This is a genomic window from Candidatus Methylacidiphilales bacterium, from assembly GCA_030054035.1.
In the GTDB taxonomy this organism is placed as follows: Bacteria; Pseudomonadota; Gammaproteobacteria; order JASGCS01; family JASGCS01; genus JASGCS01.
This window is the reverse complement of record JASGCS010000001.1, coordinates 342,938-358,041: the sequence shown is the minus strand read 5'-3', so window position 1 is coordinate 358,041 and position 15,104 is coordinate 342,938. Positions and strand designations below refer to the sequence as shown.

Here is a 15,104-nt window from a genome sequence, read left to right as displayed (position 1 = left end):
ATGGATCGGAAAAATTTATTTCAGAAATTTAGAAAGAATAAATACGCTCTCGGCGCCAGTATTATTGTTTTACTACTATTATTTTTTAGTTTACTTTCCGAATTACTATGCAATGATAAACCTATTGTAGTCTATTATCAAGGCTCTCTATTTTTTCCAGTTTATATTCATTATGAACCAAGTACGTTTTTATTGAATTATAAAGAAATCGATTATCAAAGTGAGCAGGTAAAGTCACTTTGGCAACAAAATGGCAACTGGGTGATATATCCTCCAATTAAATTTTCTTATAATTCAGTAAATAATTTAAATAATAATCCTTTCCCATCACCACCATCAAGTATAAACTTTCTTGGAACTGATGATCGAGGGAGGGATGTGCTTGCGAGAATTTTATATGGTGTGAGATTAAACATATTATTTGCATTAGCAGTTACTATAGTATCAGCGCTTATCGGGGTATTCTTAGGTGCTGTACAAGGATACGCAGGAGGTAAGTATGATCTAATTATTCAGAGATGCATTGAAGTGTGGTCTGCGCTTCCAGAGCTGTATATATTGTTGTTAGCGTCCACATTATTTGATTCATCATTATTGATTTTATTTATAATTCTTTCCCTTTTTTCTTGGATTAGTTTTAATGATTATGCCAGAGCAGAGTTTCTAAGAATTAAACAAAAAGAATATGTACTTGCAGCCAAATCTTTAGGTCTTAGTCATATCAAAATCATAATGAGACATATACTTCCAAATACTTTGATTCCTATAATTACTCTCTTCCCATTTAGGCTTGGAGCAACTTTATTGGCACTTACCAGTTTAGATTTTCTGGGTTTGGGGGTGGGTGATTCGTACCCAAGTCTAGGTGAGTTGTTAAATCAAGCCAGAGGGCATATAGATGCTTGGTGGTTAAGCGCAACGTCGTTTACTGTGTTATTAATTTTTTTAGTTTCATTTGTGTTTATTGGTGAAGGAATTCGGGATGTATTTAAAGATGACTCACAACAATCTAATTAATATTAAAAATCTTAATGTGGTGGTAGAACAATCCAAAATCCCGATTCTACAAAATATTGCGTTTGAATTACAGTCTCAGGAATGGGTATCTGTTATTGGTGAATCTGGCTCAGGTAAATCCATTTTATTACGGTCTTTACTCGGACTTATCCCTTCTTCTATGAGCATGATCGGTGAGATTGCAATTAAGCAGGAAATATTTTTATCGCCAACGGTAAATCGATTGCAGTCGTTACGTGGGAAAGTAATAAATTTAATTGGCCAAGAGCCTTTAAGTAGTTTAAGTCCATTGATGAAGATTCAGTCTCAACTCACTGAAGTATCTCCTTTAAAAGCCACTCATGAAGAGTTAATTCATTTATTACTTACCGTTGGTTTGAAAAATCCTAAGCGAGTATTACAGAGTTACCCCCATCAGCTTTCTGGAGGTGAAAGACAGCGAGTTGCAATAGCAATCGCATTACATACTAAACCTTTACTTTTACTCGCCGATGAACCAACTAGCGCTTTAGATTCTGAAAATCAAAAAATATTTATTGAATTATTACAAAAACTTCGTGAGACAAATAATATTTCAATTATATTTGTCACACATGACATCATGTTAGCTAATTATTGCGCCGATAAAACTATGGTCTTATATAACGGATCAATTGTAGAGGTAACTAATCCAAAAGATATTATGCAGTATCCTAAACATCAATACACCAAAAAATTAATAAAATCAGTAAATGATTTTACAATACAAAAAACAAAATTACAATTTGATTGTACCGAGACTTTAGTTACAGTTTCAGATTTAACTGTAACTAAAAAATCAAACAACAGCCTATTTAGTAAATCAAAACATAACATAATTACTGATATTGCTTTTGAAATTTATCGGGGGGAGTCTTTAGGGTGCGTTGGTCCATCTGGAAGTGGAAAAACAACTATTGCTATGTGTCTTCTTGAACTTTGTAAGTACCGGGGGTCTATTAGCAGAGCAGAAAATAAAAAATCTGAGCGGATGATTACTCAAGCCGTATTTCAAGACCCTCATGCTTACTTATCCCCTAAAAGAACAGTATATCAATCTTTATTTGAAGCTTTGGAACAAAAGCCCATTAAAGTTTCAGAAAGAGAAATTGAAAATCAAATATCGAAAATATTTCAACAGGTAGAATTATCTTTGCATCTGATTACGCGTTACCCAAGTGAACTATCTGGTGGGCAAAAACAAAGAGTCGCAATTGCACGTGCCTTACTAACTAATCCGGACCTTATCATACTCGACGAACCAACTAGCGCGCTAGATAGTTTTGCTGGATTTGCTATAGTTTCATTGTTACAAGAAATTAGAAAAGAAAATAGGCTTAGTTATTTTGTCATAACCCATGATCCAAAAATAGTGGCTGCGTTATGTGATCGCGTAATTACTATTACTGGTCAAGGTACCTTAGTGCAGTCTGGAAAATAAGCTTGTACAATTTGGTAGTAACACGTATATAAAGATTCTAAATCGCGCAATAGTATTTGCTCATTGGGTTTGTGTATTGTTGCATTTGGAGGACCTAGTTCAATTACAGGAATTAATTCATGTGATAGAAATCTACCATCAGATGTACCGCCACTAGTACTCAAAATCGGATCTTTTTTAGTTACACTTTTAACTGCTGAAGAAATTAATGAGATGGCTTTTTTGTTAGTTGTTAGATACGGAAGACTTGCTCTAGTCCATGATGTGGTAAGTATGTCTTGAAATGGTTGAAGATGCCTTGAAATTATTTCCTTAATTTGTACTTCAGTATATGCTGGCGAAAACCTAATATTAAATTCTATTGTTGCAGTTGCAGGTATAACATTTCTTAAGCCTTTATTTCCTGCATACACTGAAGTACATTGAAGTTGTGTTAAATCAAAAGACTCACAAGGAAGATCAAACACTATTTCACATAAAGCCTGCAATGGCTTTACTGATAGAATTATTGGATTTATTGTTAAATCTGGGTAAGCAACATGGCCAGGTTTACCTTTAACAATGATTGTTGAGTTAATAGATCCCCTTCTTCCAATTTTAATTGTATCTCCACTCGATAAACTCGCAGTCGGCTCTCCAACAATAGCAAGCTCTATAGTAAACCCCTGAGTAAGTAATGATGAAATCGCAAAACGTACCCCATCTATTGCATCCCCTTCTTCGTCGCTGGTAAGTAATAACGCAATATTTTTATCAGAATCATTGAATTGTTGGAGAATTTTAATCATAACAGATACGCTCCCCTTCATATCTGCAACCCCTCTCCCGTACAGCGTATCATCATTAATAGTTAGAGTGAATGGATCGCAATTCCAAAGTTCGAGTGGGCCTGGTGGAACAACATCAGTATGCCCAACAAATAATAGCAATGGTTTATTTTTATCTTTGAAAAACAAAGTGTTTGTAACGGCATTTTTAGAAACATCAATATAGGTGTATCCGCTTTTCGTAAGTTGATCTGCAATGTATTGTTGACAGCCTGCGTCATCAGGCGTGATTGATGATAATTTTATTAGTTGCGTAAGATGACTAATTATTTCAGTTGAGACATTCATCATTACGTAGTGTTAATACTTCAGCTTTAGATTTTGTAATTAGAATTGTATGTTCCCATTGTGCAGATAGTGTCCCATCTTTGGTAACCACTGTCCAGTCGTCTTCAAGTACCATAACATTTCTTTTGCCAATATTTAACATTGGCTCTATTGTAATTGTCATGCCTTCATAGAGCATTTCCCCTTCTCCCGCATTGCCAAAGTGTAAGACATTTGGATATTCATGGAATTTTCTCCCAATACCATGTCCACAATATTCCTGAACTACTGATAATCCTTGAGAAGCTGCGTACCTTGATATTACATCTCCAATATCACCTATTCTGGCTCCATGTTTAGCTTTTTTTATTCCTAGCCAAAGAGCCTTGTATGTATCTTCGATTAGTTTTTTTGATTTTTTAGTTGGAGTCCCTACTGTGAACATTTTACTTGTATCTCCATGGAAACCTTCAAAGATTACCGTTACATCTAAATTTACAATATCTCCATTGGCCAATTTTTTTTCTGACGGAATGCCATGGCACACTTCTTCATTTATGGAAGTGCAAATAGATTTTGGAAAGCCCTTATAGTTTAAAGGTGCCGGTATAGCATGTAGTGTTTTTGTTATGTAGTCATGACATCTGTCATTTAGTTCATTAGTGCTAACACCCTCTATTACATACTGCCCAATCATTTCTAATGTCTGAGCTGCCATTTTACCTACTCTTCTCATGCAAGCAATTTCTTCCTTGTTTTTAATGTAGTTATTCATTTCCAAGTCATTTTACTGTATAATAACCAAGGAAAAAATCTCTCAAATATGGAATTATCAATTAAAGAACTTTTTGACGCTGGTGTTCATTATGGCCATAGAACCAGTCAGTGGAATCCTAAAAATGCAAATTTTATTTATGGATCTCGAAATAAGATTCATATTATAGATTTAGATAAAACTAAATCCTCATTTGAGTTAGCAAACAAGGCAATTTATCAAGAGGCTTTAGCGTTTGGAACCATACTTTTCGTAGGCACTAAACATGCAGCGAGAGTTTCTATTGAAAATGGTGCAAAAAAATGCGAAATGCCATATGTTTCAGAACGATGGTTAGGTGGCATGCTGACAAACTTTCACACTGTCTCAAAATCAATTTCAAAGTTAAAAAATATAGAAGAAAAAATTCAAGACATTAATTTTATCCAAAAAATCTCTAAAAAAGAATTATTAGTACTCACAAGAACAAGAGATAAACTTAGAAAAGGTTTAGGTGGTATTAGTGGTATAGAAAAGTTACCTAGCATGGTCTTTGTAATTGATGTTGCGCATGAGAATATTGCAGTTAGCGAAGCGGTAAAGTTAGGCATACCAGTTGTTGGAATTGTAGATACAAATAACCATCCAAAAGGTGTGGACTATGTTATTCCAGGTAATGACGATTCTTTACGATCAATCGAACTGTATGTCCAGATTATTGTCGATACTATTTTACAGGCTAAAAATGACCGTGTTCAAAACACCATTGCTCAAGAAGAGTCAAAAATAGTACAATAAAATGGAAATACGAAGTGAGCAGGTTAAACAGTTACGACAGATTACTGGATCTGGGATTATGAACTGTAAGCAAGCACTCACTGAGTGCGATGGAAATATTGAACTAGCTATAGAGTTCCTTAGAAAAAAAGGGCAAGCAAGTGCCGAAAAAAAATCTAGCAGAATTGCCTCAGAAGGTAGAATTGAAATTAGCTCTAGTGACTCACAAATTGTAATGGTGGATTGCAATTGTGAAACAGAATCTGTTGCAAAACTTGATGAATTTTTGCTATTTTGTTCGCATGTCGCTAAGTTAATTCTTAAGCACAAACCATGCGATCTTTCAGATTTACTTGCGTTACCCTATTCTGAAAATTCGCCAGAAACTATTGAGCAAAAAAGAACTTCATTAATTGCAACAATAGGTGAGAATATTATTATTAGGAGATTTGTTTTAGTTGATAAACGAGGAATTGTTGATACCTACGTCCACGGATCAAAAATTGGATCAATAGTGATTTTAAAATCTGGAACTGAAGCAGTTGCGCACGAATTAGCTCTACAAGTTGTTGCCACAAACCCATTATTCGTTTCTAGCGCAGACGTGCCAAAAGAAGTTATTGAAAATGAAAAAAATATTGCAATTGAGCAGATGGCTGGTAGCAATAAACCACCTCATGTTGTAGAAAAAATTGTTGAAGGAAAAGTCTCAAAATGGGTTTCTGAAATTAGCTTGCTCTCCCAACCTTATATTAAGGATCCCCAAAATTCGGTTCAAAAATATTTACTTGCCCAAAATGCAACTCTTGATTCTTTTTACAGAATGCAAGTGGGTGAAGGTATTGAGAAAGAGGTTTTGGACTTTGCTACAGAAGTAGCTAATCAAGTCAAGTCATTTAGTACAAACTAATATGCGAATATGACTTCTACCCAAGTCAACGATTTATATAAGCGGGTGGTATTAAAAATCAGTGGTGAGTCCCTTTTAGGAGGACTTTCATTTGGTATTGATGCGCACAAACTAACTAGTATTGCTAAAGAGGTTTCGATTTTGCGAGAAAACAATATCGAAGTAATAGTAGTGATAGGTGGTGGAAATATTTTTAGAGGAGTACAGTTATCTACAATTGGTATTTCAAGAGTTATTGCCGATCAAATGGGAATGTTAGCAACAGTAATAAATGCATTGGCACTAGATGAGTCATTTAAGAAAATTTCAATCCCCTCTCGAGTTTTATCTTCCATCGGAATTCATGAAATGTGTGACACTTATTCTCAACGTCACGCTTTACGATGTTTAGCAAATGGCGAGATCGTTATTTGTGCTGCTGGCACGGGGAATCCTTTTTTTACTACTGATTCTGCTGCAAGTCTGAGAGCAATAGAACTTCAGGCTGATATCATGCTGAAAGCAACAAATGTTGATGGTGTTTACTCTGCAGATCCTAAAATTAATAAAAATGCAAAAATATTTTCAAAAGTAAGTTACGACTATGTAATAGAGCATAAACTTTCTGCTCTTGATTCTACAGCTGTTGTTATGTGTAGAGATTATAAAATACCTGTAAAAGTTTTTAATATTCATTTTCCAAACCATATTTACCAAGCAGTGTTCAACAAAAATTTTGGGACTCTAATAGGAGATTTTAATGAGCCAGCAATTTGAAACAAATGCGTTGCAATCAATGAAAAAGGTTCTAACACAATATGAGCAAGAATTACTTAAAATAAGAACGGGTAGAGCTAGCGCATCGTTATATGATGGGATTATGGTTTTAATCTATGGCACCAAGGTTCCACTAAAGTCAATTTGCAAGATGCATGTTGAAGAGGGAAAAACTGTTGTGATTGTTCCATTTGATCGACAAAATTTATCAGCAATAGAACGAAGTATAGTTGATCAAAAAATTGGAATTACTCCTGCAGTTATAGGAGATCAAATTAGAATGACAAACCCTCCTTTGACTGAAGAGAGGAGAAAAGAATTCGTGAAATCTGCAAAATCTATTGCTGAACAATTTAAAGTGCAACTCCGAACAGTTAGAAGAGACGTCTTGGAGATTGTAAAACAATCTGAGAAAGAGAAGGTTCTAAGTCAGGACGATGTAAGAAATATCGAAAATAAAATACAAAAAATCCTAGATCAACAAATAGCTGAAATTGATTCCAAACTTCAGCATAAAGTTAAAGAACTAACTACTTTTTAGCTTTCAATCTGCGAGCAATATTTTGCATGTAGCGATTATAATGGATGGTAACGGAAGATGGGCACAACATAATTCGTTACTTAGAAGTGAAGGACATGTCCAAGGAGTTTTAGTTGTTCGCTCTGTAATTTCTACTGCAATTAGTGTAAAAATTAAACATCTAACGTTATTTGCATTTAGTATAGAAAATAACCAACGTCCACATCCCGAAGTATTGGCAATTTGTAAATTACTTGTTGATACTATAGCTCAAGAAATACCTCAATTAGTAGCTCAAGGTATTAAAATTAAGTTTATAGGTGACCTATCAATACTAAGCGACCTAGATCAATCTGAACTAAGTAAGGTTGTCCAAATTACCAGCAATGGTACCAATTTAGATTTAACCATTGCATTTAATTATAGTGGCCGTTGGGATATCTCTCAAGCTATCTTGCGTGCGACAAATGAAAAATTTATAAATCCCTCAGAGTTAGAAATAAGAAAATTATTACCTTCTTCCGCTATTCCAGATATAGATTTATTAATTAGAACAGGAGGTTCAAAACGAGTTAGTAATTTTTTATTATGGCAGTTAGCCTATAGTGAGTTATATTTCACAGATATATTGTGGCCTGAATTTAATGAAATTGAATTTACTAAAGCAATTCAATGGTATAGCAAGCAAACAAGAACTTTTGGCAAAATATTATAATTCAATTATGAGCGAGTTAGCAAAGCGAATCATAGGTGCAGCAGTCTTCACTTTTATTTTTCTTTTAATTATCTACTTTAAATCTACGTTATTAACTGGATTATTTTTATTAACCGTACTCTTTATACTTTTATTTGAGGTAAGCGCACTTGTAATAAAAAATAATATGCAGATACAAAGTAAATTATTTTTATTATTTTTTATATATTCATGGATCACCTTGTCGGTATTCTGTATCGGAATATTATTACTTGGTAATATAAAACAAGCACTTGGTCTTTTTGCCTTAACAATTTGTTGTGATGTGATGAGTTACCTAGGAGGAAAAAGCCTTGGTCGTCGAAAGTTGGCACCGTTTATTAGTCCTGGTAAAACAGTCGAAGGAGCAATAATTGGTATCGTAAGTACAGTTGTGTTAGTTACTATAATTTTAATGTCTCTAAATAATGTTGCTTTTTCTTATGTTGTTATGTTTAAAGTTTTATTTTTGGCAATTATTGCTGTTGTAGCAGATTTATTAGAAAGTTTATTAAAAAGGATGGCAAATGTAAAAGATAGCGGAAAATTATTTTATGGTCATGGAGGTTTTTTAGATAGATTTGATAGTCTAATTATTGTTGCTCCACTTTACTTCTATTTTTTTATCTGACCCAATTACAATATGACACAAACTGAGTTATGTATTTCCATTTTAGGCGCAAGCGGATCTATTGGCGTGCAAACAATTGAAGTAGTTCTAGCCAATCAAACAAGAAAATGTTCAATTGAACTTTTGTCAGTACATAAAAATTGGAATGCTTTAAGCCATTTGTTAACCAAGGTAGCTCCAAAATATTTAGCTGTCACACATCAAAATTCAGTAGAGCCTTGCAAGCAATTGATTAAACAACTAAATTTAACTTGTCAGATAGTTACCCAACAATCTGAAATACTAGATATATGTTCCGCTAGTCATGTAACTCATATTATTTGCGCTACCAGTGGGATTGATTTTCTTCAATTATATTACCAGTTAGCGCTTAGAGGCAAACATCTATTGATTGCAAATAAAGAGTCATTAGTTGTTGGTGGGAGTTATTTTATTGATGCAGTTAGACTTGGAAAAGCAAGAATAACACCACTTGACAGTGAACCACATGCTATTTATCAATGTATTAACAATGCTCTATGGAGAAGCTGTTTAAAGAGCTCCCCTGAAATTGAGACAGTTACCATTACAGCAAGTGGTGGCCCTTTTGTTTCGTTATCAAAATCAGAACTTGAGCATGTAAAAATAGCAGATGCTTTAAATCATCCTACATGGAAAATGGGTAAAAAAATATCTATCGATTCAGCCACCTTAATAAATAAAGGCCTTGAAATAATTGAGTGTTGCCGTTTATTTACTTTGAAACCAAATCAAATAAAGACTTTAATCCACAGGCAAAGTCTGGTGCATGGATTTGTATCTTTTGTTGATGGAAGTGTATTGATTAACATGTATTATCCAACCATGAAAATACCTATAGCCTATGGAATATTTGAAACACGATTAAATAATTCAGATAAAAAAAGCATCACCGTTGAAGTGTTAAACTCTATGTGTTTTGAAGAAGTGGATCAAATTAGATTTCCATCTATCACACTTTGCTATCTGGCTCTTGCAAATGGTGATTGTTCAACTGTCGCGTTAACTGCAGCCAATGAGATTGCTGTTGATTCATTTTTAAGTGGTAAAATACCATTCAATGCAATCATTCCAATCATCGAAAGGGTAGTAACTGATACCAATAAATCAGTAACAAGTTTTATAGATTTGATCGAACTTTATAAAGAAACCCTTGCTAAAACCGAAGAAGTTGTAAAAAAAGTAAGATAAAATATGCGTTTAATTTTTTTAACTATTTCCCTAATATGTGTGCTAAATCCAGCATTTTCAAATGCTGAGAGTTTTGAATATAACTCAATTGTTTATAGAGGGAACGTTAGAATTCCGACCTCTTATTTAGAGACTTTGGTTGGTTTACCAAAAAGAGGTGTTATTAATAAGCAATCTTTAGGTTCTTTAATTCAAAAACTATATTCGCTTAAGTATTTTGAAGATATTATTATTAAACATGAAAACTCCATTCTTTATATTGAACTTCAAGAAAGACCTACAATAGTTGGTGTTGAAATAAAGGGCAATAGTCTCATAGAGACTAAAATTCTAGAAGAAAATCTAAAAAATGCCCAAATTGCTAAGGGTGAAATATTCAATAAAAGTATTCTTGAAGTAATTGGTAAAGAAATCAAAAAAGCTTACTACAACGAAGGAAGATACAATGCAAAAGTTGACTTAGAGATAACAGATATTGGCCAAGGTGGTAAAAAAATTATTATACAAATAACAGAAGGGGATCCTGCCATCATTAAGAGGATTAACATAATCGGGAATAAAAATTATACAAAATCTAATTTACTCGAGTTATTCTCTTTACAAGTTGCTGATATTCTTGATCCTGCAAATAAAAATAATCGATACTCAAAGAGAAAGCTTGAAGGTGATATTGAAGCTCTAAAATCATGGTATCTTGATAATGGTTTCCTGCGTTTTAAAATAAAATCAACCATTGTAACTCTTACTCCGGAGCGGGACGGGCTTGAAATTTCTATTACTCTCTTTGAGGGTGATCGATATACGGTGGAATCAGTTGATGCTATTTTAATTAACTATGAATCGTCTGAGTTTTCAATAAATGATTTGCATAGGTTTATATATATTAAAAATAAAACATATTTTTCACAACGACTACTAACATTAAGCACTAATGCAATAAATTCTTTACTTTCTGATATGGGATTCGCTTACTCAGAAACAAAATACACAAGCATTTTAGATGAGAGTAGTAAATCTGTCCGGTTAAAAATTATAGTAAATCCTGGAAGTAAAATAATTGTTAGAAGAATTACTTTTGCTAATAATAATTCTGTTATTGATTCTGTATTGCGTAGGGAAATGAGACAGTTTGAAGGTGCGCCTTATTCCAAAAGCTTGCTTGAAAGATCAAAAGAACGATTACAACGGTTAACCTATCTCTCTGAGGTTTCATATACTCTAGATAAAGTACCAGGTATTTCTCATCTCGTGGATGTTACATTTACTGTTCAAGAGAGACAGTCTGGAAATTTCTCTTTTCAGGTTGGATACTCACAGGCAAATAGATTAAATTTAAATTTTTCTTTATCGCGGGATAATTTTGTTAATACAGGTGACTCGATTTCATTATCATTGGGGTTTAGCCAAGTCCAGCAGCAAGCTAGCGCATCTTATAGAATTTCATATTTCACTGAAGACGGAATTGATTTTATTACTTCAATCTCAACATCTAAAATTAATGTGGCAAAATACTCAAGCACAGTTTCTACAATCGTCCCATACCTTTTAGGAAGTTCGGTTTTCAATTTTGGATGGAGCATCCCAATAACTGAATATTCAAGTTTTACCGTGCTGCCTGGCTATAAAGATCAAAAGTTATCAGCGGCTGGATCAACTTCAGACCAATTTAGTAATTATGTACTCACGTATGGCAATACGTATAAATATTTAACGCTAGGGTTATCGTATTCACATGATACTAGAAACAGGACTTTATTTCCAGACATTGGTTCTCAATTCAGTTATAATTTTTCGCTTTATCATTCAAACACCAATCCTTCGTACTTGAAACATTCTTTAGATTTTAAGTATTACCAGCCGTTAGGTGAAAGAATTGTTTTGTTAACAAAACATTCTGTTACTCAAGGATTGCTTTACTCAAATATTAAAAGAAATCAGTACGGTGAAAAATTAGATGAACTTCCAATTTTTGATAAGGAATATTTGGGTGGTATTTCAAATCTAAGAGCCTATGAACCATATGGATTAGGTCCAAAAGATGTTTTTGGTAACTCAATTGGAGGTGATTTTTCACTATATAGCTCATTAGAAATTTACTTTGATCCTAAAAAACCTGCGATTGGTAACGCTCCCCCAAGTGAAAACCCTTTACGAATTGTTGCGTTTATCGATGCTGGAAATTTATCTTCAAAATACTCTACATTTAATTTTGCCACTTTAAGATACGATATTGGTATTGGAATGGTATGGGTAACGCCAATCGGACCTCTGTTATTTAGTTACGCTAAACCGTTAAAAAATTACCCAGAAGATAAAGCAAATATCCAAGAATTTCAATTTTCCATTGGGTCAGGATTTTAATCAGTATTATTTTTCTATTGTATACTAAAATCAATGCAAAGCTATACTTTGAATGAATTAGCTCGAATATGCAACCTAGAGCTAAAAGGTAATAATACAGATTCAGTAATTATTGAATCAGTGACAAGTTTAACCAGTGAAAAAAAGAACGCACTTGGATATATTGAGCATGAGAAATTTTATTCACTAGCCCAAAATTCAAAAGTTGCCGCAATCCTTATTCCTAAGGAATTAAAATACTATAGCTTTATAAAACCGGTCTTGATAAGTGAAAATCCTGTAATTGATTTTATCAAAATATCAAACCTGTTTCTACCAAAATTAACAAAGTCTGGTATCCATCCTTCAGCCATCATTTCTCCAAGTGCAATAATCGGAAACAATGTTTTTATAGACCAAGGTGTTTTTATAGGTAATAACGTTGTTATCGGTGATTCTACTTTAATCTACGCTTCATCTTGGATTGGTGATAATGTATGTATAGGAAAAAATTGTTTAATACATCCATTTGTAGTGATTGCTAACTCAATACTTGAAGATGATATTGAAATATTTTCTCATGCTGCTATTGGACTTGATGGGTTTGGCTTTAAGTTTGATGGGTCTAAGTGGCTAAAAGTTCCCCACTTTGGATCTGTGAAAATTGATTCTGGATGTAGTATAGGAAGTTATTCGTCTATTAATCGTGGCACTTATGAAAACACTGTAATTAAAAAAGGTGTTAAATTTGATGCACATGTGCATATTGCGCATAATGTCGAAGTAGGTGAGCACACAATTTTAGCCGCTTATTCAGCAGTTGCAGGAAGTTCAAAACTTGGTGATTACTGTACTTTGGGGGGGAGAGTGATTGTTGCTGACCATTTACAAATTTGTTCCCATGTCACTGTTTTATTCGGTAGTGTTGTGTCGAGAAGTATCCGTGTGCCAGGAGTGTACGGTGCTCATATCCCTGCTTTACCCTATCGACAATGGCAGAGAGTTTTTATTTCAATTATTAAAGCTTTTTCTAAAGATGTAAAAGAATTATAATGTAACTACTATGAGCTCTAGATTTGATACAACCAATGAAATACTTGGCATTGAAAAAATAGTGAAATACCTACCACATCGTTATCCTTTTTTGTTAATTGATAGGGTAGTTGAGTTTATAGCTAGTGAAAAAATTGTAACTCAAAAAAATATTAGTTTTAGTGATCCGGTACTTCAAGGGCATTATCCAGGTTTTCCAATTTATCCTGGCGCTTATATTATGGAGGCCATGGCGCAATCTTCTGCCTTGTTAGCAGCTATGTCATGGGACACAATTTCAAGCAATGAATTTTTACTCTTAAAGGTCGATGATTTAAAGTATAGAAGATTAGTTAGGCCTGGTGATGTAATGTTTTTTGAGGTCACGTTACAAGGTAAGCGACATAAGCCTCCATTTTTATTTTTTGCAAAAGTCTATGTAAATGACTTACTAACTGCAGAAGGTAATTTATTATGTACGGTTAGATAAAATGGGATTTATTCATCCAACTGCTGAAATACACCCAAAAGCCGAATTAGGCGAGAAGGTTTTTATTGGTCCGCATTGTTATGTGGGTAGGAATGTTCAAATTGGTAACAACACAAAACTGCTTTCTCATGTGGTGATTAATCCAGGTACTATTATTAGAGAGAACAATTGTTTTCATCCTTTTTCAACAATAGGTGGCGATCCTCAAGATCTTAAATATAAAAATCAAAACACATACCTGATTATTGGTTCTGGCAATGTTATTCGTGAGAATGTAACTATTCATAGAGCGACTGGAATAACGTCAGATAGAACAATTATTGGCGATAATAACTTATTAATGGCTGGCGTCCATATTGCCCATGATTGTGTAGTTGGAAATGGAAATATATTTGCCAATAATGTCGGTTTTGCTGGACACTGCACTATTTGTAATTTTGCCGTCATAGGTGCTTTTAGCATTTTTCATCAATTTATAACAATTGGATCTTACTGTTTTGTTGGTTTTGGATCTATAATTAGAAAAAATATTGCTCCGTACTCTAAAATTGCTGGGATGCCAGCTAAAGCAATCGGTATCAATAAAGTTGGAATGATGAGAAAAAATTTTCAACCAGAATTGATTCAAGCAATAAAAAAAGCTTCGAGAATTATACTCTCCAATCAACCGCTGGCGGTTAGAGTCGCGCATAGTGACTTGGTAGATTTATATAATTCTTACGATCAAGTTAAGCAGTTAGTTGATTTTGTTGTGGCATCGAAACAAGGTGTAGTTACTTTTCAGACAAGAAGAACTGAAGATATTGTTTAAAGCAATCTAATATTGTATGATTTGTGGGTGCGATGAAGTGGGTAGAGGGTGTCTAGCGGGACCAGTGGTAGCATCATCAGTTGTGTTGCCTTTTCCATATCCAAAAATTTTTGAAAAGATTAAAGACTCTAAAGCGCTTAGCCCAACGAAAAGAATTTATTACTTTAATCAAATATTAGAAAACGCAATTTCCTGGTCAGTTATTGAAATCTCACCCAAGATAATCGATAAAATAAATATTTTGCAAGCTAGTTTACTGGCAATGAGAAAATCTATCCAACTTGTTTATCAATCCGGAATTAAAGTTTATGTTGATGGGATTTTTTCCCCGCTTCCTGAAAATAGAAATATTATTCCACTGATTCGAGGGGATATGCTAGAACCTGCTGTATCTGCAGCTTCTATTGTCGCAAAAGTATACAGAGATAGAGTGATGTCAAAGCTTAGCTACTTTGAACCAAGATATCACTTCCATCTTCACAAAGGTTATCCAACTAAAAAACATAAAGAAATGATATCTAAATATGGAATATCTAAATATCATAGAGTGACATTTAGAAGCGAACGTTAA

16 protein-coding genes are annotated in these 15,104 nt (G+C 33.8%); 14 read left to right on the top strand and 2 right to left on the bottom strand.

What is annotated here, in order from left to right; all coding sequences use genetic code 11:
• Positions 1-1,017, top strand: coding sequence for an ABC transporter permease subunit (locus tag QM538_01800; protein ID MDI9347223.1), 1,017 nt, complete (start codon positions 1-3; stop codon positions 1,015-1,017).
• Positions 995-2,476 (top strand): ABC transporter ATP-binding protein, encoded by a 1,482-nt coding sequence (locus tag QM538_01795; protein MDI9347222.1) that lies wholly within the window; start codon positions 995-997, stop codon positions 2,474-2,476. Before QM538_01800 ends, QM538_01795 begins: the two co-directional genes overlap by 23 nt.
• Here QM538_01795 and dapE read toward each other — a convergent pair.
• The gene (dapE, locus tag QM538_01790) at positions 2,446-3,594 is read right to left on the bottom strand and encodes a succinyl-diaminopimelate desuccinylase (protein ID MDI9347221.1); all 1,149 of its coding nucleotides are present in this window, start codon (positions 3,592-3,594) and stop codon (positions 2,446-2,448) included. The two genes, QM538_01795 and dapE, sit on opposite strands and share 31 nt — an antisense overlap.
• A complete protein-coding gene (gene map, locus QM538_01785) occupies positions 3,575-4,345 on the bottom strand; it encodes a type I methionyl aminopeptidase (GenBank protein MDI9347220.1) in 771 nt (256 codons plus the stop codon). Before map ends, dapE begins: the two co-directional genes overlap by 20 nt.
• Positions 4,346-4,393: 48 nt before the next feature.
• On the opposite strand from map, the gene rpsB reads away from it, so the two are divergent.
• Genes rpsB through QM538_01725 form a run of 12 tightly spaced genes read left to right on the top strand, consistent with a single transcriptional unit; the run spans position 4,394 to position 15,104 of the window.
• Positions 4,394-5,122: a 30S ribosomal protein S2 gene (gene rpsB / locus QM538_01780; protein ID MDI9347219.1), complete on the top strand. Its 729-nt coding sequence runs from the start codon at positions 4,394-4,396 to the stop codon at positions 5,120-5,122.
• Position 5,123: 1 nt separating this feature from the next.
• Positions 5,124-6,011: a translation elongation factor Ts gene (gene tsf / locus QM538_01775; protein ID MDI9347218.1), complete on the top strand. Its 888-nt coding sequence runs from the start codon at positions 5,124-5,126 to the stop codon at positions 6,009-6,011.
• 9 nt (positions 6,012-6,020) lie between these two features.
• Complete coding sequence (pyrH, locus tag QM538_01770) at positions 6,021-6,767, top strand: UMP kinase (GenBank protein MDI9347217.1); 747 nt, start codon at positions 6,021-6,023, stop codon at positions 6,765-6,767.
• Positions 6,751-7,308, top strand: coding sequence for a ribosome recycling factor (frr, locus tag QM538_01765; protein MDI9347216.1), 558 nt, complete (start codon positions 6,751-6,753; stop codon positions 7,306-7,308). The genes pyrH and frr overlap by 17 nt, the downstream gene beginning before the upstream one ends.
• Before the next feature lie 22 nt (positions 7,309-7,330).
• Positions 7,331-8,002 (top strand): polyprenyl diphosphate synthase, encoded by a 672-nt coding sequence (gene uppS / locus QM538_01760; GenBank protein ID MDI9347215.1) that lies wholly within the window; start codon positions 7,331-7,333, stop codon positions 8,000-8,002.
• Between the two features lie 7 nt (positions 8,003-8,009).
• On the top strand, positions 8,010-8,651 hold the full coding sequence (locus QM538_01755) for a phosphatidate cytidylyltransferase (GenBank protein ID MDI9347214.1): 642 nt from the start codon (positions 8,010-8,012) through the stop codon (positions 8,649-8,651).
• Positions 8,652-8,663: 12 nt separating this feature from the next.
• Positions 8,664-9,860, top strand: coding sequence for a 1-deoxy-D-xylulose-5-phosphate reductoisomerase (locus QM538_01750; protein ID MDI9347213.1), 1,197 nt, complete (start codon positions 8,664-8,666; stop codon positions 9,858-9,860).
• Positions 9,861-9,863: 3 nt separating this feature from the next.
• On the top strand, positions 9,864-12,221 hold the full coding sequence (bamA, locus tag QM538_01745; protein MDI9347212.1) for an outer membrane protein assembly factor BamA: 2,358 nt from the start codon (positions 9,864-9,866) through the stop codon (positions 12,219-12,221).
• 33 nt (positions 12,222-12,254) lie between these two features.
• Positions 12,255-13,253 (top strand): UDP-3-O-(3-hydroxymyristoyl)glucosamine N-acyltransferase, encoded by a 999-nt coding sequence (gene lpxD / locus QM538_01740; protein ID MDI9347211.1) that lies wholly within the window; start codon positions 12,255-12,257, stop codon positions 13,251-13,253.
• A gap of 10 nt (positions 13,254-13,263) precedes the next feature.
• The gene (fabZ, locus tag QM538_01735; GenBank protein MDI9347210.1) at positions 13,264-13,722 is read left to right on the top strand and encodes a 3-hydroxyacyl-ACP dehydratase FabZ; all 459 of its coding nucleotides are present in this window, start codon (positions 13,264-13,266) and stop codon (positions 13,720-13,722) included.
• Between the two features lies 1 nt (position 13,723).
• The gene (gene lpxA, locus QM538_01730; GenBank protein ID MDI9347209.1) at positions 13,724-14,533 is read left to right on the top strand and encodes an acyl-ACP--UDP-N-acetylglucosamine O-acyltransferase; all 810 of its coding nucleotides are present in this window, start codon (positions 13,724-13,726) and stop codon (positions 14,531-14,533) included.
• A gap of 16 nt (positions 14,534-14,549) precedes the next feature.
• On the top strand, positions 14,550-15,104 hold the full coding sequence (locus QM538_01725) for a ribonuclease HII (protein ID MDI9347208.1): 555 nt from the start codon (positions 14,550-14,552) through the stop codon (positions 15,102-15,104).